Source organism: Collinsella sp. HCP3S3_D1 (assembly GCF_052064015.1).
In the GTDB taxonomy this organism is placed as follows: Bacteria; Actinomycetota; Coriobacteriia; order Coriobacteriales; family Coriobacteriaceae; genus Collinsella.
The window spans coordinates 101,304-117,622 of record NZ_JBQHWK010000005.1 but is presented as its reverse complement, the minus strand read 5'-3'; the positions used below and the strand labels follow the sequence as shown (position 1 = coordinate 117,622).

General features: G+C 59.6%; 18 protein-coding genes and 4 tRNA genes. 1 reads left to right on the top strand and 21 read right to left on the bottom strand.

Annotated elements, in window-relative coordinates:
• Positions 1-13 precede the first annotated feature (13 nt).
• The 4 genes from ACTNDJ_RS02805 to serS form a co-directional block, all read right to left on the bottom strand.
• A tRNA-Arg gene (locus ACTNDJ_RS02805) sits at positions 14-90 on the bottom strand.
• Between the two features lie 353 nt (positions 91-443).
• Positions 444-520 (bottom strand) — tRNA-Arg (locus tag ACTNDJ_RS02800).
• A gap of 74 nt (positions 521-594) precedes the next feature.
• On the bottom strand, positions 595-972 hold the full coding sequence (locus ACTNDJ_RS02795; RefSeq protein ID WP_154517675.1) for a hypothetical protein: 378 nt from the start codon (positions 970-972) through the stop codon (positions 595-597).
• A 173-nt stretch (positions 973-1,145) separates the two neighbouring features.
• Positions 1,146-2,429, bottom strand: a complete 1,284-nt coding sequence (gene serS / locus ACTNDJ_RS02790) for a serine--tRNA ligase (protein ID WP_441083270.1) — start codon at positions 2,427-2,429, stop codon at positions 1,146-1,148.
• A 111-nt stretch (positions 2,430-2,540) separates the two neighbouring features.
• Between serS and ACTNDJ_RS02785 the strand changes: the two genes are divergently transcribed.
• Complete coding sequence (locus ACTNDJ_RS02785; RefSeq protein WP_195838594.1) at positions 2,541-2,714, top strand: DUF6724 family protein; 174 nt, start codon at positions 2,541-2,543, stop codon at positions 2,712-2,714.
• Positions 2,715-2,870: 156 nt separating this feature from the next.
• Here ACTNDJ_RS02785 and proC read toward each other — a convergent pair whose 3' ends face one another.
• The 17 genes from proC to ACTNDJ_RS02700 form a co-directional block, all read right to left on the bottom strand.
• Positions 2,871-3,641, bottom strand: a complete 771-nt coding sequence (proC, locus tag ACTNDJ_RS02780) for a pyrroline-5-carboxylate reductase (protein ID WP_441064120.1) — start codon at positions 3,639-3,641, stop codon at positions 2,871-2,873.
• Between the two features lie 73 nt (positions 3,642-3,714).
• Entirely contained in the window at positions 3,715-4,185 is a 471-nt protein-coding gene (rlmH, locus tag ACTNDJ_RS02775; protein ID WP_370450649.1) for a 23S rRNA (pseudouridine(1915)-N(3))-methyltransferase RlmH, read from the bottom strand.
• A 6-nt stretch (positions 4,186-4,191) separates the two neighbouring features.
• Positions 4,192-5,130: an SPFH domain-containing protein gene (locus ACTNDJ_RS02770; RefSeq protein WP_117848150.1), complete on the bottom strand. Its 939-nt coding sequence runs from the start codon at positions 5,128-5,130 to the stop codon at positions 4,192-4,194.
• Between the two features lie 306 nt (positions 5,131-5,436).
• Positions 5,437-5,523, bottom strand: a tRNA-Leu gene (locus tag ACTNDJ_RS02765).
• Between the two features lie 43 nt (positions 5,524-5,566).
• On the bottom strand, positions 5,567-6,484 hold the full coding sequence (locus tag ACTNDJ_RS02760; RefSeq protein WP_441064122.1) for a TatD family hydrolase: 918 nt from the start codon (positions 6,482-6,484) through the stop codon (positions 5,567-5,569).
• Positions 6,474-7,334 (bottom strand): 16S rRNA (adenine(1518)-N(6)/adenine(1519)-N(6))-dimethyltransferase RsmA, encoded by an 861-nt coding sequence (gene rsmA / locus ACTNDJ_RS02755; RefSeq protein ID WP_441064124.1) that lies wholly within the window; start codon positions 7,332-7,334, stop codon positions 6,474-6,476. Before rsmA ends, ACTNDJ_RS02760 begins: the two co-directional genes overlap by 11 nt.
• 107 nt (positions 7,335-7,441) lie before the next feature.
• Positions 7,442-9,043, bottom strand: coding sequence for a methionine--tRNA ligase (gene metG / locus ACTNDJ_RS02750; protein WP_441064126.1), 1,602 nt, complete (start codon positions 9,041-9,043; stop codon positions 7,442-7,444).
• A gap of 69 nt (positions 9,044-9,112) precedes the next feature.
• Positions 9,113-9,991 (bottom strand): 16S rRNA (cytidine(1402)-2'-O)-methyltransferase, encoded by an 879-nt coding sequence (gene rsmI / locus ACTNDJ_RS02745; protein WP_441064127.1) that lies wholly within the window; start codon positions 9,989-9,991, stop codon positions 9,113-9,115.
• 6 nt (positions 9,992-9,997) lie between these two features.
• Positions 9,998-11,059 carry a glycoside hydrolase family 5 protein gene (locus tag ACTNDJ_RS02740; RefSeq protein ID WP_427728410.1) on the bottom strand — a complete coding sequence of 354 codons (1,062 nt, stop codon included), beginning with the start codon at positions 11,057-11,059 and terminating at the stop codon, positions 9,998-10,000.
• 602 nt (positions 11,060-11,661) lie between these two features.
• Positions 11,662-11,734 (bottom strand) — tRNA-Phe (locus ACTNDJ_RS02735).
• Between the two features lie 158 nt (positions 11,735-11,892).
• On the bottom strand, positions 11,893-12,252 hold the full coding sequence (locus ACTNDJ_RS02730) for a DUF192 domain-containing protein (RefSeq protein ID WP_427748305.1): 360 nt from the start codon (positions 12,250-12,252) through the stop codon (positions 11,893-11,895).
• The gene (locus tag ACTNDJ_RS02725; RefSeq protein WP_154517658.1) at positions 12,249-12,725 is read right to left on the bottom strand and encodes a hypothetical protein; all 477 of its coding nucleotides are present in this window, start codon (positions 12,723-12,725) and stop codon (positions 12,249-12,251) included. Before ACTNDJ_RS02725 ends, ACTNDJ_RS02730 begins: the two co-directional genes overlap by 4 nt.
• Complete coding sequence (locus ACTNDJ_RS02720; protein ID WP_441083269.1) at positions 12,725-14,890, bottom strand: hypothetical protein; 2,166 nt, start codon at positions 14,888-14,890, stop codon at positions 12,725-12,727. The genes ACTNDJ_RS02725 and ACTNDJ_RS02720 overlap by 1 nt, the downstream gene beginning before the upstream one ends.
• Positions 14,862-15,329 (bottom strand): TadE/TadG family type IV pilus assembly protein, encoded by a 468-nt coding sequence (locus ACTNDJ_RS02715; RefSeq protein ID WP_441064130.1) that lies wholly within the window; start codon positions 15,327-15,329, stop codon positions 14,862-14,864. The genes ACTNDJ_RS02720 and ACTNDJ_RS02715 overlap by 29 nt, the downstream gene beginning before the upstream one ends.
• Positions 15,330-15,333: 4 nt before the next feature.
• Positions 15,334-15,552 (bottom strand): hypothetical protein, encoded by a 219-nt coding sequence (locus ACTNDJ_RS02710; protein WP_154517649.1) that lies wholly within the window; start codon positions 15,550-15,552, stop codon positions 15,334-15,336.
• 1 nt (position 15,553) lies between these two features.
• Positions 15,554-15,784 (bottom strand): hypothetical protein, encoded by a 231-nt coding sequence (locus ACTNDJ_RS02705; RefSeq protein ID WP_154517646.1) that lies wholly within the window; start codon positions 15,782-15,784, stop codon positions 15,554-15,556.
• Positions 15,785-16,077: 293 nt separating this feature from the next.
• A complete protein-coding gene (locus ACTNDJ_RS02700) occupies positions 16,078-16,311 on the bottom strand; it encodes a hypothetical protein (protein WP_427719148.1) in 234 nt (77 codons plus the stop codon).
• Positions 16,312-16,319: the final 8 nt, after the last annotated feature.

The following is a 16,319-nucleotide window of genomic DNA, read 5'->3' as shown; positions in this document are numbered from 1 at the left end:
CTTTAAAGTCAATTGGTGCGGCGTATAGGATTCGAACCTATGACGTTCTGATTCGTAGTCAGACCCTCTATCCAGCTGAGGTAACGCCGCAACGCACGGATTATTATGCACGCGAGGCCCCGACGGGTCAAGCGACAATTTGAAAAAATTTTACGATGTGGTGATTATGCTGCTCGCGCCTCGACCGAGGTTCGAATCCGTGCATGGCTTCCAAAAAAGAAAAGCCCCCGTTGCCGGAGGCTTCAAGTTCGATTGGTGCGGCGTATAGGGTTCCGCGCATCCGCTTCGCGGATCCGCACCGGCTTCGCCCGCCTGCCGGCGCGCTCGCCCGCTCGCTAAAAACGCTCCGCGTTTTCTTTACGCTCGCGCCTCGACCGAGGTTCGAATCCGTGCATGGCTTCCAAAAAAGAAAAGCCCCCGTTGCCGGGAGCTTTAAAGTCAATTGGTGCGGCGTATAGGATTCGAACCTATGACGTTCTGATTCGTAGTCAGACCCTCTATCCAGCTGAGGTAACGCCGCAGCGCAAGACATATGAAACCATTTTAGTTAATTGGAGTCAAGCACAATCTTGATTTTTTTCTAGACCATTTTCCTCATGCAGCTCCGCATGTATCACCGTTTCCCATACGATCGATCGGCTTTTCAACCACATCGAACCCAACACCGAGATCCCTCAATAGCGAGCGCACCCGCTGGGCGCAATCATACTCGGCAAACGAGATACTCAGCATGCGTGCCACCTGGTTAGAAGTCCCGACTCCATAGAACCGTTCGAGTGTTGCAAGCCCTTCGTGCGTCACAAAGGTCTCAACTACATGTGGCGACTCCTCAAAGCACCATTGGGTCAACGGACCCTCACTCGTTTGCCTCACCACCAAGCCACCCATACCCGATGGCTCACACGTAACTAGCAGGTGCTCCCCACCTTCATCGCTCTCAAACAAAACTACCCGCTCATCAAACAGGTCCATCACATCCCCCTTCTCTCGCTCGTATCTAGTAAAAGCATAGCAGGTAGACGACCGTATACAGAACATTTGTTCGTGTATTTTCTATTGAGCTGTCCGCGCGACATGGTAAGGCTCCGCGCACAAAAAAGGCGCCCCGGATAGGGGCGCCCCCGCAAATCGCTTATGCAGCAAACCTACGCGACCGGCTCGATCTTCTCGAGGCCGCCCATGTAAGGACGCAGAACCTCGGGGATCGTAATGGTGCCGTCGGCGTTCTGGTAGTTCTCCAGAATGGCGGCCATGGTGCGGCCAGCCGGCAGACCGGAACCGTTAAGGGTGTGCAGGTAGCGCGAGCCCTTGAAGTTCTCGGGATCGCGATACTTGATGTTGGCGCGGCGAGCCTGGAAGTCGCCGCAGTTGGAGCAGGAGCTAATCTCCTTGTAGGCGTTGTAGCTCGGCAGCCAGACCTCGATGTCGTAGGTCTGACGGGCAGAGAAGCCAAGGTCGCCGGTGCACAGGCTAATCACGCGATACGGAAGACCCAGCTGCTGAAGCAGGAACTCGGCCTCGGCGGTCATGCTCTCGAGCTCCTCGTCGGACTCCTCCGGCTTGGCAAACTTGACCATCTCGACCTTGTCGAACTCGTGCTGGCGGATGATGCCGCGGGTGTCGCGACCAGCGGAGCCGGCCTCCTCGCGGAAGCAGGGGGTGAAGGCGGTGTAGCGGCGCGGCAGGGTGTCGGCATCGAGAACCTCGCCGGCGTGCAGGTTGGTAAGCACGACCTCGGCGGTGGGGATCAGGAAGTTATCGCCCGAGACATGATAGGCGTCGTCCTCGAACTTGGGCAGCTGGCCCGTGCCAAACATGGTCTGGCGCTTGACGACGATGGGCGGCCACCACTCCTTAAAACCACGGCTGGTGTGCGTATCGAGAAAGAAGTTGATGAGGGCGCGCTCCAGACGGGCGCCGGCGCCACCGAGAACGGTGAAGCGGCTACCGGAGAGCTTGTTGCCGCGCTCGAAGTCGAGGATGTCGAGGTCGGTGCCCAGATCCCAGTGCGGTTTAAAGTCGAAGTCGAACACACGCGGGGTGCCCCAACGACGGCGCTCGATGTTCTCGTCCTCGTCCTTGCCGTACGGGGTGGCCTCGCAGGGAATGTTGGGCAGGTGAGCCATAAAGTCGTACTGCTCCTGCTCGAGAGCGCCGCGGCGCTCGGCCAGACCGTCGATCTTCTCGTTGACGGCGCGCACGGCCTCCTTGGCGGCCTCGGCCTCGTCCTTCTTGCCCTCCTTCATCAGGGCGCCGATCTTCTTGGACTCAGCATTACGCGTGGCCTGGAGCTCCTCGACCTCGGTGATGACGGCACGACGCTCATCGTCGAGCTCAAAGAACTTCTCGCGATCCCAAGACGTCTGGCGGTTAGCCATGGCGGTATCGATGGCATCGGGGTTCTCGCGAACAAACTTGATATCAAGCATTAGATCCTCCGGCGATATACATTCCATTTAGGTTGCAACCTTGTACATGTATGGGCAAGTATATACTTATGAGCGTTTACGACCCAACTCAACTACGCAAGAAGGCACCCAATGGACGCAGTTTTTTCCTTTTTGTTTGGCACCCGCACCGGTTTTGCCATCCTTTTCGCCGGCGGCATCCTGCTGTTTGCGATTCTTGCCTTTGTAATGGAGAAGCGCACCCATAAGCTCTACGTCGACCGCGGGCCCAAATCCGAAGAAGATCAAGACAGCTTCTGGGACTAACCTGCCATTTAGGGACAGGTTTATTTTGGTCGGTTTTATCTGGGCAAACGCAAGCGCCCCGCAACCGGTATCAACCCGGTTGCGGGGCGCTTTTCGCTATAGAGATAAAACCGCAGGAAAAACCTGCCAAAATAAACCTGTCCCTAAATGGCAGGTTTACTGAAGGGTGGCGTCGATGGCCTTGACCAGGGCGCTGCGCATTCCGGCGTCCTCGAGCGCGACGACGCCCTTGATGGTTGCGCCGCCGGGCGAGCACACGGCATCCTTCATCGCCGCAGGATGCTGCCCAGTTGCAAGCTGCAGTTTCGCCGTACCCAGAACCATCTGGCTCACAATGCGATAGGCGTCGGCGCGCGGAATGCCGTGCTTGACGGCCGCGTCGCCCAGGGCCTCAATCGCCATGGCAACAAATGCCGGGGCACAACCGCCCACGGTACCGCCCACAAACAGCAAGCTCGTATCGAGCTCAACGACAGTGCCAAGCTTTCCGAGCAGGTCGAGCACCACGGCACGCTGCTCGCCGTTGAGCGTAGAGGACTTCTCGCAGGCGATGACGCCCTCGCCCACCGAAACCGGTGTATTGGGGACCGTCGAGATGTGCGCGACACCCGGCAGGACCTGCTCCCACTTGGCACTGTCCCAAGTCCAGGCGACCGAAAGGACGACCTTATCGGCAAGAGTATCCTTGAGCGGAGCGAAGACCTTCTCGATCATGTACGGCTTGACCGCAGCAACCACGATATCGGATACAGCGACAACCTCCGCCGCATCACGACAGGCAAGTATCCCACGCGCCCCACAGCGCTCAACCAGGGCATCGTAACGGCCCGCGCAGGCACACATGTCGCTCGCAGCCACACCGGCGGCAATCCAGCCATCGGCCATAGCGCTCGCCATATTGCCAAAACCGACAAATCCAATCTTCATATCTCATAGTCCTCTCAGACAGGTTCTTCAAATCGAGAGCTATTGTCCCACGGCATTGTTTCGTGTTGCCGACCTATTTGTGATACGGCTCACCACGGCTAATCTTGCAGGCGCGGTAGACCTGCTCCAGCAGCACCACGCGCGCCAAGTTATGCGGCAAGGTAATGCGTCCAAAGCTGAGCATTTCGTCAGCTCGTGAGCGAACATCGTCGCTCACGCCGTCCGATCCGCCAATCACAAAGGCGATGTCGCTGTTGCCTCGCAACATAAGATCATCGAGCCGCGCCGAGAGTTCCTCACTCGAGCGCTCTTTGCCCTCAATGGCCAGCAGGATCACATGCGCTCGGGGCGGCAGGGCTGCAAGAATCGCCGCTCCCTCCTTGTCGCGCGCGGCATCCACGCCGCCCGCCTTGGCCGGGTCGATATCGGCCACCTCGCGCATATCCACCTTGGCATAGGCGCCCAGGCGCTTGGTGTACTCGGCGCAGGCATCCTTCCAAAAACGCTCTTTGAGCTTACCGACGCATACAACGGTGCACTTCACGCGCGCCTACTCCTTCGAATCGTTTTGAACTTTGCCGGCGGTCAGCATCTGCTCGAACATAGAGGCCGACTGCGAAAAGTCGCTCGGCAGCACGACCGTCGATGTTTTACCCGTGCGAGCGAACTCCGTCATCATCTCGGACCATTGCGTAAACATGAACAGCTGGTTGGCCTCATCGTTGCCGACGCCCGTCTCCTGGATAATCTCGAGCGAATCCTTGATACCCAGCGCGATGGCCTTGCGCTGGTTGGCGATGCCTTCGCCAGCCTTTTCCATTGCCTCGGCTTCGGCGGTCGCCTCGGTAACGCGCTTGATGCGGTCGGCCTCAGCGAGCTCCTGCGCAGCAGCGCGCTTACGCTGGGCGGCGTTGATGTCATTCATAGAGTTCTCGACCTCGGTCGGCAGCGCGATCTTGGTGATGAGCGTCGACACGAGGGTAAAGCCGTAGGCGGCCATCTGCTCGGATACGGTGGCGTTGACGTCCTTGGCAATGTCATCCTTCTTGGCAAAGACCTCATCAAGGGTATAGACAGGGATGGAAGAGCGCAGGGCATCGGTAATGAAGTCGCGCATCTGGTCGACGGGCTCCTGCAGCATGTAGTAGCTCTTGTAGATGCCCGAATCTGCCGGGCCGGCTCCCATGTCATAGCTCACGTGGTACTGAGCAGAGACCTCAAGGCCGATAGTCACGTTGTCCTGGGTCTTAACGTCGATCCCAAAACCGTTTTTCATGGTGCGCAGACTCACCGTGGCGGCCTTGCGGTCGATCACGGGCACCTTCATGTGGAAACCCGCGTTGACGATGCGGTTAAACTTGCCCAGGCGCTCGATGATCACAGCATGCTGCTGTTCAACGACATAGCAGGCGTTGGGAAGCAGTAGCAACAAAATGATGATGGGAAGTAGAAGGCTCGTAAGGGCAGCGATAATACCGGATAACAGCATGGTCTCTCCTCCGATGGGCACACGTTGGCACTAGGATACCCGCACAAAGCAGCCATGTGACACCATCAGGAAGCCCATAACAAAAAAGCTCCCATTGCTGGGAGCTCTTTCAATCAATGGTGCGGGCGAAAGGACGTCCGCGTATCCGCTGCGCGGATCCGCACCGGCTTCGCCCGCCTGCCGGCGGACTCGCCAGCTCGCTAAAAACGCTCCGCGTTTTCTTGACGCTCGCTCCTTCGCAGGTTCAAGTCCCTGCGATGGGCCCATAACAAAAAAGCTCCCATTGCTGGGAGCTCTTTCAATCAATGGTGCGGGCGAAAGGACTTGAACCTTCATGGGGTTGCCCCCATACGGACCTGAACCGTACGCGTCTGCCAATTCCGCCACGCCCGCGTGCAGGAATTAGAATAACGGAGCGCCACCGTGAACGCAAGAACTATTTTTGAAAAAGTTTGCGGGCATTGTCCCACGCAGCTTGCGCAATTGCCTCTGCTTTCTCTCCAGTACGATCGACACGGTCGTTAACCAGCGCGTTTGCTGTGATGGAAATCATTGCAGGCTCGCACTCAAGACCGCGAATGGGCTCCGGCGCCATATAGGGACAATCCGTCTCGAACAAAATACGGTCGAGCGGGGTCGCCGCGAATGCCTCGCGCACATCATTGTTGCGCTTAAAGGTGGCCGCGCCGCCATAGGCGATATAGCAGCCCAAACCCACAAAGCGCTCCATCGTGGCGCGATCCTCGCCAAAGCAGTGCAGTACGCAACCGGCCTGGGGCACGCCGACCTCGCGCAACACGTTGTACGCATCCACATGCGAGGAGCGCTCCTCGTCCGTGTCCTCATGACGCAGATGCAGCTCTACCGGCACATTGCGGCGTACGGCAACCTCGAGTTGGCGCGCCATACAGTCGATCTGCACGCTGTGGGGCGCCGGCGCGATGTCGTCGTCGTAATCCATGTGGTAGTCCAGACCTATCTCGCCGATACCGACGCATAAGGGATCATCAAGCGCAGCAACGACCTGTGCATGAATGTCATCGGTATAGTCCGGCGCGCCATAGGGGTGCACACCGGCGAGATACTTTATCTGCGGAATATCCCGCATCGGCAAAATCTCGCACACCAGCCAGTCGCTATAGTCCGTCACGCTGCGTTTGTCGGCAATGGGATCAAAAATCGTCACCAACAGGTCGACGCCTACAGCCTTGGCGCGCACAAGCGTCTCGGGTACTTCCTTGCCCCAAAACGAGAGCAAGTGCGCGTGCGTATCGGCAAGCGGCGCCAAGGGCACGGGGCAAGCAACCGTCTTCTTTTTCTTGGTAAACGTCACGCGCTCGTCATTAGGCATCATGGATTAGCTCCTGAGCCAGACGGACAAAATCGGCAACGCCAAGCGTCTCGGCGCGTGTGGTGGGCGCGATGCCGCAAGCCTCAAAGGCGGCATCGAGCACGTCCTTGGCAAAGCCGTTGGCGCTCATGGAATTGCGAATGGTCTTGCGACGCTGAGCAAACGCAGCGTCAATCACGCGGGCCACAAACTCGCAATCAAGCCCCTCGGGTGCTACGCCGTCAACACGGTCGATGCGCACGACGGCCGAATCCACATGCGGCGCCGGCATAAAGCAGCGCGGCGGCACCTCAAAGCGACCCGTCACCTGCGCATACAGGCCGAGCTTTGCCGTATAGCCGCCGTAGGTCTTGTTGCCCGGCGTTGCGACAATGCGATCGGCAACCTCCTTTTGAACCATGACGACGGCGCGCTTGAGCGCGGGCATCGTCTGGAAGAACTGCAGAATGATCGTCGCTGCCACGTTATAGGGCAAGTTCGCGACAAATACCGTCGGCTCACCGCCCGCGGCCTGCTCAATCTGCTCCGGGCACACCTTGAGCGCGTCGCCCATGATAAAGCGGAAGTTGGCATAGTCGGTGGCATGGGCATCGAGCACCGGCTCGAGCTCGGGATCGGCCTCAATCGACGTGACGCACGCCGCCTCCTGAAGCAGCGCAAGCGTGAGCGTTCCAACGCCCGGACCAACCTCGAGCACGCGCTCATCGCCCGCAAGTTCGGAAAGCTCGCAAATACGCTCGATCACATGGTTGTCGATCAGGAAGTTCTGGCCCAGGCGATGCTTGGTCGCAAGGCCAAACTCCTCCAGCAGCTCCCTTGTTGCCGTGGGGTTTGCCAAAGGCGAAGTTGTCATAGTTGCCTCCTTAGCATGGTGGCGGCGTCTTGAAACAAAAGGGCATGGACCGTTGCGGCCATGCCCTTACACCTAAACAGCAGATTGCCGATATGGCGCGCGGCGTCTTAACCCAGACGCGGGAACAGCGGCTCACCCTTCTCGACGGGCTGACCACCGGCAAGCAGACCCCAAGCGCAAATGCCCTTGAGGTCGTCGCTCGCGGCCTCGTCCTCGCACGACAGGCGGCGCAGGGCCTCGGTAGAAGTCTGGGGCATGAGCGGCATCAGCAGGTGAGCGGCAATGCGGATGGCCTCGAGCAGGTTGTAGATCACAAACGCCAGCTCGTCGGCCTTGGCCTCGTCCTTGGCAAGTGCCCAGGGCTCGGAGTCCTCGATGTAGTGGTTGGCGGCGTGGATGAGCTCCATAACCTCGTCTTTGGCTCCACCGTAATCGAGCACGTCCATCTTGGCCATGTAGCGCTCGGCCAGGCCATCGGCGATCTTTGCCAGCGGGTTATCGAACGCATCGAACGATGCGGGCTTGGCAGGCGCGCAACCATCAAAGTACTTACCGCTCATGTTGAGCGAACGCGAGATGAGGTTGCCCCAGCTGTTAGCGAGATCGGCGTTGTAGACCTGCTCCATGCGATCGAAGCTGATAGCGCCGTCGGTGCCGGGGACCACGTCGGTCATAAAGTAGTAGCGATAACCCTCGACGCCCAGCATGTCGATAACATCCTGCGGGGCAATGGCGTTGCCACGGCTCTTGGACATCTTCTCGGCCTTGCCAGTCTCGGCATTGCGCACGGTCAGGAAGCCGTGGGCAAAGACGTGCTCGGGCAGAGCCTCGCCAATGGCCATGAGCATAGCGGGCCAAATGACGCAGTGGAAGCGAATGATGTCCTTGCCCACAATGTGGAACTGCGCAGGCCAGCGATAGGCCAGCTCGGCACGGGCCTCGTCGGTGTCGACACCGTAGCCGACAGCCGTCATGTAGTTGAGCAGCGCGTCGAACCACACATAGGTCACATGGCCCTCATCGAACGGAACCTGGATGCCCCAGTCAAAGCTCGTACGGCTCACGGAAAGGTCGTTGAGGCCACCCTCGACAAAGCTACGCACCTCGTTCATGCGGAATGAAGGCTCGACGAAATCGGGATGCTCGTCATAGAGCTTGAGTAGCTTGTCCTGGAAGGCGGAAAGCTTGAAGAAGTAGGACTCCTCCTGCACGCGCTCGAGCGGACGATGACAGTCGGGGCACAGGTGCTGGCCGACGCTGCCGTATTCCTCGTCACCCTTCTGGACCTGCGTGTCGGTAAAGTAAGTCTCGTCGGGCACACAGTACCAACCGTCGTAGCTGCCCTTATACAGGTAGCCAGACTCCTTCATGCGCTCCCACAGATACTGCACCGCATGATGCTGGCGCGGCTCGGTGGTGCGGATGAAGTCGTCGTTGGAGATCTCGAGTTTGCTCCAAAGCTCCTTGAAGTGCGGAGCCTGGCTGTCGGTCCACTCCTGCGGCGTCATGCCATGCTTGGCTGCGGCCTCGGCGACCTTCTCGCCGTGCTCGTCCATGCCGGTCAGGAACTTGACGTTATAGCCAGCGGAGCGGCGATAGCGAGCCTGGACGTCGGCGATGATGGTGGAATAAGCCGTGCCCAGATGCGGATCGGCATTGACGTAGTAGATAGGCGTCGTGATAAAGAACGAAGGCTTGCTTTGATCCATGGGGTTTGTCCTCCAGAAAAACGTTGCATACAGGGGATGATTCTAACGCAAGGGCTGGATATCCTCCATCTATTGCATATTGAGCACCATGGCATAGACATCGCGCTTGCGGCGTGAATACTTCTGAGACAGGCGCTTGGCCACCGCAGAGGCGGGCTCCCCCTCCTCGAGCGCGGCGCGGATATCCGCGCGCAGGGCCTCATCGGGATCCGCTGCCGCTGCGCCAACCGGCACGATGCCGGCCTCCTCGTCTTCACTCGGTGGCGCGATGACCAGCGCAATCTCGCCCTTTACTTCGCCACGGGCACGCAGCCCCTCGGCAAGCTGGGCGGCGGGCCCGCGCAAGACCTCCTCGTGCAGCTTGGTGAGTTCGCGGCAGACGGCAACCTCACGCTGGGGAAAGACCTCCGCCACGGCCTCGAGCGTCGCCACGATGCGATGTGGAGACTCGTAGAAGATGAGTGCGCCGGGCACCACGGCAAGGCGCTGCAAACGGCGCACGCGGTCGCCGTGCTTTCGGCCCAAAAAGCCCTCGAAGAAAAAATGCTCGCAGGGAATGCCGGACGAAACGAGCGCTGTGACGCAAGCAGAGGGCCCGGGAATAACTTCGACGGGCACATCGGCCTCACGCGCCGCCTCGACCAGCGCCTGGCCGGGATCGGACACGCTCGGCATGCCGGCATCCGAGGCAAAGGCAAGGGTCTCACCCGCCAGCAGGCGGTCGACCAGACCGGTGGCGCGGCTGGCGATCACATTCTCGTCGCAACGGACAAGCGGCTTGGAAATGCCCAGGTGCATCAGTAGCTTTGAGGTCACGCGCGTGTCCTCGCAGCAGATCGCATCGGCGGCGGCAAACGCCTCGCCAACGCGCGGAGACAGGTCGCCCAGGTTGCCGATGGGTGTTCCGACCACATAGAGTTTGCCCGTATGGGCGCTGTTTTGCGTCATATCAACCTATTCAATCATGCCGCGCTCGAGCGTACCGAGCGCCGCGCGGGCGTCCCATGCTGCGATGCGTTTCTCGGTCTTCCACGTTTGGAAGAACCAACCGGCAGCCGGCGCAAACGAAGCCAGCTGATTGGCGATAAACACGCGCTCGTAGGCATTGCGGCCCTCGGGCGTAACCGACGAGTTGGCAAAGATCGCCGCGCCCGACCATTCGCCCACCAGCACGGGGAACCCAGTTGAAATCGCTTCTTTAAGCTCGCGCTTGTTACGCGAAATCGCCGTCGTCAGCCCGCGGGGGCTCGTGATGTCGAGCGCATGCTCGTCGCGGTAATGGTACAGGTGAAGGTCCATGTAGACGTTCTTGTACTTGGCGCCGCGCATAAAATGCTTCCACTCGCCGGGATGTCCCGACGACGAGAAGACGACGATCTTATCCTCGGGCATATACGAACGGACGAGCTCGTAGGCATCGCGATAGAAGTTGCGCAGGTAGTGCGCCGGAATGCCATCCGTCATGGTAAAGAGACTCTTGCGGACACTCATCTGCGGCGTATCCAGCAGCTCAATGCCCAGCAGGCTTTCGGCTTCGCCGTAGCGATCGGCCAAACGCTCCAGCACGTCGAGCGCAACGTGACGACCGTTGGTGGACGAATGCCACTCGGCAACAGCCTCCGGCGTGGTGGGCGAATCGTTGGAATCGCCCTGGCCACCGGGCACAGTCGCTAGATCGAGCAGCACGCGAATGTCGTACTTGGCAGCCCACTCAATTGCACGGTCAATGTAGTCGATAACCGAAATGTAGGACGCATCGGACTCCTGCGAGCCAAAGGCATACCAGGGCACCGGCAAACGCACGGCATTGAGACCAATCTGCGCCATACGGCGAAAATCATCTTCGCTTACGAATGTCTCATAATGGCGACGCATGCGCTCGTTATAGGCAGCAGTGCCCATGGCTTCTTGCAGTTCCGCCGCATTGGACGCACCTGTCGCCGCGTACAGCGACGGGGTCACCCAAGGCTCGGGAATAAACCAGCCAGAGAGATTAACGCCGAGTATCCTCTCCATCACGGCCCCCTTCGAATCGTGCAGGGCGAACCCGCATCGTATTGCATAGGAAAAGTATCGTTTTGAGTATACCCGCGCACACGGACAGCCGATCGAACGGTCTGCAAAGTGGCGCAAAAGTAGGAGTAATGTCTGGGCGGGCACACCCGAGATGGTACGCCAAGATGTGCACGCGCGCCGAAGGCAGGCGCCGGAAGGCGCATCCCGTTTTTTGCTCAATAATGGAATGCATTTTCCGCCAGCAGGCCCAACCGGAAAGCATGTCCCGTAATTTCACGTCATTCCGGGTCGCATTTTCCCAAGCGCCCCTAAAGCGGAAAGCGCATCCCGCTCAGGATTGAAATTCTGGGATGCGTTTTCCGCGGGTCCACATAAAAGAAAAGGACCCCTTTGCAGAGGTCCTAGTCAATTCAAGGTGGCGGGGAAGGGAATCGCGTCCGCGCGCTGCGCGGACGGACCGCTGCGGCGCTTGCGCGCCTTGCGAGCTACGCTGGCAAACGCTATCGCGTTTCCTCAGCTCCGCGCCCTCGCGGGGTTCGATTCCGTGCGGGGGCTACATAAAAGAAAAGGACCCCTTCGCAGAGGTCCTAGTCAATTCAAGGTGGCGGGGAAGGGAATCGAACCCCTGACACGAGGATTTTCAGTCCTCTGCTCTACCAACTGAGCTACCCAGCCATTTGAGGTGTGCCTTGTTTCAAGGCTTGATTAGTATAACCAAGGACGCGCTCCGGTCAACCGAGAATTTGAAAAAAGTTTTTGGACACCGCCTCGGTTCTGTAAAGCAGCACGTCAGAGACATCAACCGGCCGCAAGAAGTTTTTCGCCCAGGGCCTTCAAGCCTGCACTCGTTGCAAGACATCGGGCGATACAAGGATTGAAGGGCGTTCCAGCACCGCCCAAGCACCGGGACAGGAGCACATGCGCCAGGGGCGGACATTTTCGTAGCGTGCAAGGATATTGCCGCTGCAATCAATAAAGGCAATGTCGATGGGATAAGCCATAAAACAGGTGTGGACCGAAGAGCAGGACGGAAACGCCATGACGAGCGGCAGTCCGTCAGCCGTAATCGGCACGCGGCCCAGCATGCCGCGCAAGCGTGCGCCAAACGATTCTGCCACCATAAACTCTGCCGGCGACCAACCGAGCCTATTGAGCGCACGCGCGTAGGCGATATAAGACAAGACGGCGCTCACATGACCACCCCCGGTCGCCACGGATCGACCGTAACCGCGCGCTCGTGCGACAGCTTCGCCGGCGTCCCCAGAGAAACGCCGGCAATGCTGAGCAATCTAGGCCACGGCTCATAGTACATGACGCAGGCATAGGTCCTAAACGTCCCGGACAGAGAGAGCAAGCCGCCGTCAGACGACGCCGAGCTCTGCTCGCTCGAGACCTCGACCTGCAGATTATAGCCCTGCATAGCCGCCTGAATCTCGGACTGGACACGCACCGAGGCATCGACAGAGCTCTTGTCGCCCTCCCCTTCCGGCGCCACAGCGTGCGCCAGCACGATATCGGGCACCACGCGATCGAAGCGCGCAACGGCGCCGGCAAAGACCATGACGTTGTACACAATGAGCGCAAGCGCCAGCAAAACGGGAGCGACCACTGCCATCTCGACCGTCGCCTGGGCGCGCTCCTCGCGCAGACGCATGCGGATACTCATTACGACCCACCGCCCAGAGCGCCAACCAGCGTGGCGACATCGACGGTAAGCGGGATGGAACCACCGCCGGGCAACGGAATCTCCGCAAGTGTGAACACTGTACCGCTAATGGTGCGTTCGACTTGATATTCCAACGCCTCGCAAAGCGCCTTGGGATCGGTCACGCCCAACGGAATACTTCGCAGTTTGTCTTGCGCTTGAGAGAGACCGGCAATGTCAGACCCCGGACTCTTAATGACGTTAGCGGAATCGGTCAGCACCGGCTTTCGCAGGCGCAAGTCGCACGGTTCCAAACCCAGCGCCGCCACGGACGCCGAAACGGTATCGCCGAGCCACGATGCAATGGAGCCCAACGCGCCGCTGCCCCCTCCTAGGTCTTTAATCATCTCGTCCATAAGTTCGTCGGCCGAACCTTGGATGTCTCCGTATCCCACAAGCAGGCGTCCCCAAACATCCATGACGCCATCGAGTACGCCGGCAACGCCGCCCGAGCGCTCTTCCACTGTCGAGAAAAACTGCGAGAGCACGTTGTTTTGCGCCGTCGCGTTGTCGGGAGCCAAGACCGCGGCAGAGATTGCACCGCGACTGCCAAGCGTAACCGGCTTATTGAATGAAGAGTTGAGCTTACCGGGACTGGTCATATCGCCCGAGACCGCAAAGGCGACCACGCCGTTTCGGCCGGGCGGGGCGATACGCGGCCGCTCGCCCGAAAGCGCCTTGATGGCCTGGTCAAACGCATTACCCGCGCGATCGGCCTCGTCCTCGGTCTGACGCATAAGCTCGAGCTCTTTGTTGCGACATTCGACGTAATCTTCCAGAGCCCTTTTAAACTCGTCAAAGTGATACTCGAAGCCGTTTTCGATAGAAGTCGAAGGCGCTGCAACGGCGCCGAGCGACGAAACGCCAAAATGGCATCTGTTGCATCTGTCCTGCCCGTCATAATCAGCAACCGAGGCTAACCCGCCTGGCGACCCCTTCTTATAGTTGGGGCAACTCGTTCCGTAATGCAGATACGTCTTGTCATCGATGGTACTAATTGGCCACGCCGCATCGGTATAGAGTTCCGTCGCTCGCACCTCTTCAGAGTTGCGCGGCAACAGCGGGATATGGGAAGTGACTTCATCTCCGTCCTCGGTTACATATGCACGATTGACCTCTGTACTCGCATAGGTGTAAAACGCCTTGCGCGCCGCCGACTCCGCCTTCGTCTCGACGCTTGAGCCCTGAGGTGCCTCGTTTGCAAGGCGCGAGCGGTAATAGGCCTTCGCGCGATCGAGCGCCACCTGCGGCTCCCATGTGACACTCGAGGCATAGTGCGGATTCTCAATATCCGAAAGCTTCGCCAAGCTCCTCGCGCGTTCCCACATGCACGAACAGCTTCCGACTGCGCCTCTGTCCGATCCGCCGCAGTCGGCAAACCAGGCGCGTTCCTTGGCCTTTGACGTTTTCTCGGACGCTTTCTTCAGTTCCTTGGCAGCATAGTCAAGGTCTTTTGAGGTGCTCTCGATGGCATCGGTCGAGATCTCTGACCCTTTGAGCGCAGCGAAGTCCGACTCGGATGTCCTGGGCACGGCGAGCGCTGTGCCGGTATAGGTCACGTTATCGGTATCCTGCGCCGAAACAGCCTGCGTAGCTCGCGCGGCAACCAGATACGGCAGAGCCGTTTCGACTTTTTGCAAACCCTCCGACGCACTTTTGGCAAACCTATTGCGCGTTTTAATAATCTCAATCCCGGTATCGACCATATCGCTTGCGGCCATTTTCCCACCCGGCACCAGCATGGCAACCAAGCCGGTGCCGATTGTGGCAAACCCCGCCAGGCCCAAGCTCAAAATGCTCGCATCCACCACCGTGGCCGCTGTATGGTAGGACGATATCACGTTGGCACCCGCCAGAGCACCGCTATCGGCCGCCACCTGGGTATCCCCGGCACGCGACATACTCCATATCGCCGCCGTCGACGAAAACAGCAGCGTAAGCACCACAAGTATGACGACCGCCGAAGAAAGCGTAGTATAGGCACCGTCCTCGATAAACAAGTCGATACCGGAGCGGCCCATGAAGCCGCCCCGCTTGCGGCGGGCATTCGACCGGCAACGGCACACGAGCCCTCGCATCATTCGCAGCAGGCGACGCCTAATCCCACGCGGCAATCCACGAATCATAGTCTTCCTCCAGCCATCCGGGACGCGATCGATACGAAACGTCGACTTTCAACTCAACATTTCCTCCTCCCCCCACATTGCCCATGGCCTGCGCAAACGCGCCGATCACGGGCAGTGGCTTTACATCACCCGCGATAGATACAGACGAAACGCCCCCTGCGTCCGCCCGGCCAAGCTCGATATCCCACGACAGCGGTCCGCCGGCGTGAAAGATCGAGACATCGGGCACCGCGGCGAGACGGCGGAGGGCAAACTCCTTGAGGTCGTCGTCCTCCGCCGTCGTCGTGGTCATGAGCCGCGCCGTCTCGGCGGCGGCAGACTCCATGACCGCACGCGTATAGAGCAGGCACACCGGCTGCAGCGCAAGCAGGATGAGCGTCAAAAACGTCGGCAGCAAAAAGGCAGCCTCGACCGTGGACTGCGCCCAATCCTCGCGCACGATATCAATAGAGCGCGATGTCTTTGGCGCCTGCGGCGGCGTCGATAACCGATGTCGAGGCGACGCCATGGGACGCCGCCCGTGCAGCCAACGCCGCCAAGCGTCCGTCGGTGCCGGCGCGCCAAAGCCCCGCAATCGCCAGCACGATGGAAAGCAGCGCCATGGTGACGATGGCGTACTCAACGGTCGATTGGGCAGACTCCTCGCGCAAAACGTCAAGCATTTCACGATCCCTCCTTTGACCCCGATGCTTGCGGAACCAAGCGCACCGCGCGTAAGCGGCACGAGGCGTCGCCGGCATCCGCGGCAACCGTCACCATATCGACCCAGCCGCGCCCATCGCGCACGATGGCGCCCCATACGTTGCCCTTAATATCGAGATAGCCGCTCAGGGCGAGCTGAGCTGTGGGCACCTCGCGATAGACACGCAACAGGTCCGCGGCAGCCTCGGTCATCGGTCGCTCCTCGGCCCATGTCAGCCGGGCTGCGACTGCGTTGTCCGCAGATGGACCAGCCGCAGCATCCGCCCGTTCGTCGAGGGCGCGCAGAAAAGTTTGTGCCGTGACGGCGGCATCCCTGTCGGCCGTGTCCCGCGCTTTGTCATCGGGAGGCGCCACCGCGCCCGAGCTCCCATCCGCGACGACCCCAGAACGCTGCTGTCGCACGGCATTCAGCCCCCAGAGCGTCGCCGCTATCGCCACAATCAGGCAAGCGAGCACCAGCAGCACGCCAACAGAATGCCCGCCTTCTACAGGCTGTTGATGCCGTCTTTGATCGCGTTCCATAGCTTTTCGACGTTGCCCTTAAATGCAACGATGGCAATGATCGCGATTACCACGAGCACGCCGACCAAGATGGCGTACTCGGTGGTACCCTGCGCGCTTTCCTCCTGTACCAGCGCCTTGGCACGTTGACAAGAACGCATTGCACGGTAAAGCGTCCGGCTCCAAACCCTACCCATAACGTCAGCCATTTTGTTCATGTATTCCT

What these genes read in the sequence shown, in the direction of transcription:
- ACTNDJ_RS02785 (WP_195838594.1), top strand. Translation starts at nt 2,541, where the DNA reads ATGGACGCAGTTTTTTCCTTTTTGTTTGGCACCCGCACCGGTTTTGCC.
- proC (WP_441064120.1), bottom strand. Translation starts at nt 3,641, where the DNA reads ATGAAGATTGGATTTGTCGGTTTTGGCAATATGGCGAGCGCTATGGCC.
- ACTNDJ_RS02700 (WP_427719148.1), bottom strand. Translation starts at nt 16,311, where the DNA reads ATGAACAAAATGGCTGACGTTATGGGTAGGGTTTGGAGCCGGACGCTT.
- ACTNDJ_RS02720 (WP_441083269.1), bottom strand. Translation starts at nt 14,890, where the DNA reads ATGATTCGTGGATTGCCGCGTGGGATTAGGCGTCGCCTGCTGCGAATG.
- ACTNDJ_RS02705 (WP_154517646.1), bottom strand. Translation starts at nt 15,784, where the DNA reads ATGACCGAGGCTGCCGCGGACCTGTTGCGTGTCTATCGCGAGGTGCCC.
- serS (WP_441083270.1), bottom strand. Translation starts at nt 2,429, where the DNA reads ATGCTTGATATCAAGTTTGTTCGCGAGAACCCCGATGCCATCGATACC.
- rsmA (WP_441064124.1), bottom strand. Translation starts at nt 7,334, where the DNA reads ATGACAACTTCGCCTTTGGCAAACCCCACGGCAACAAGGGAGCTGCTG.
- ACTNDJ_RS02725 (WP_154517658.1), bottom strand. Translation starts at nt 12,725, where the DNA reads ATGAGTATCCGCATGCGTCTGCGCGAGGAGCGCGCCCAGGCGACGGTC.
- ACTNDJ_RS02710 (WP_154517649.1), bottom strand. Translation starts at nt 15,552, where the DNA reads ATGCTTGACGTTTTGCGCGAGGAGTCTGCCCAATCGACCGTTGAGTAC.
- ACTNDJ_RS02795 (WP_154517675.1), bottom strand. Translation starts at nt 972, where the DNA reads ATGGACCTGTTTGATGAGCGGGTAGTTTTGTTTGAGAGCGATGAAGGT.
- ACTNDJ_RS02760 (WP_441064122.1), bottom strand. Translation starts at nt 6,484, where the DNA reads ATGATGCCTAATGACGAGCGCGTGACGTTTACCAAGAAAAAGAAGACG.
- ACTNDJ_RS02770 (WP_117848150.1), bottom strand. Translation starts at nt 5,130, where the DNA reads ATGCTGTTATCCGGTATTATCGCTGCCCTTACGAGCCTTCTACTTCCC.
- ACTNDJ_RS02740 (WP_427728410.1), bottom strand. Translation starts at nt 11,059, where the DNA reads ATGGAGAGGATACTCGGCGTTAATCTCTCTGGCTGGTTTATTCCCGAG.
- rsmI (WP_441064127.1), bottom strand. Translation starts at nt 9,991, where the DNA reads ATGACGCAAAACAGCGCCCATACGGGCAAACTCTATGTGGTCGGAACA.
- metG (WP_441064126.1), bottom strand. Translation starts at nt 9,043, where the DNA reads ATGGATCAAAGCAAGCCTTCGTTCTTTATCACGACGCCTATCTACTAC.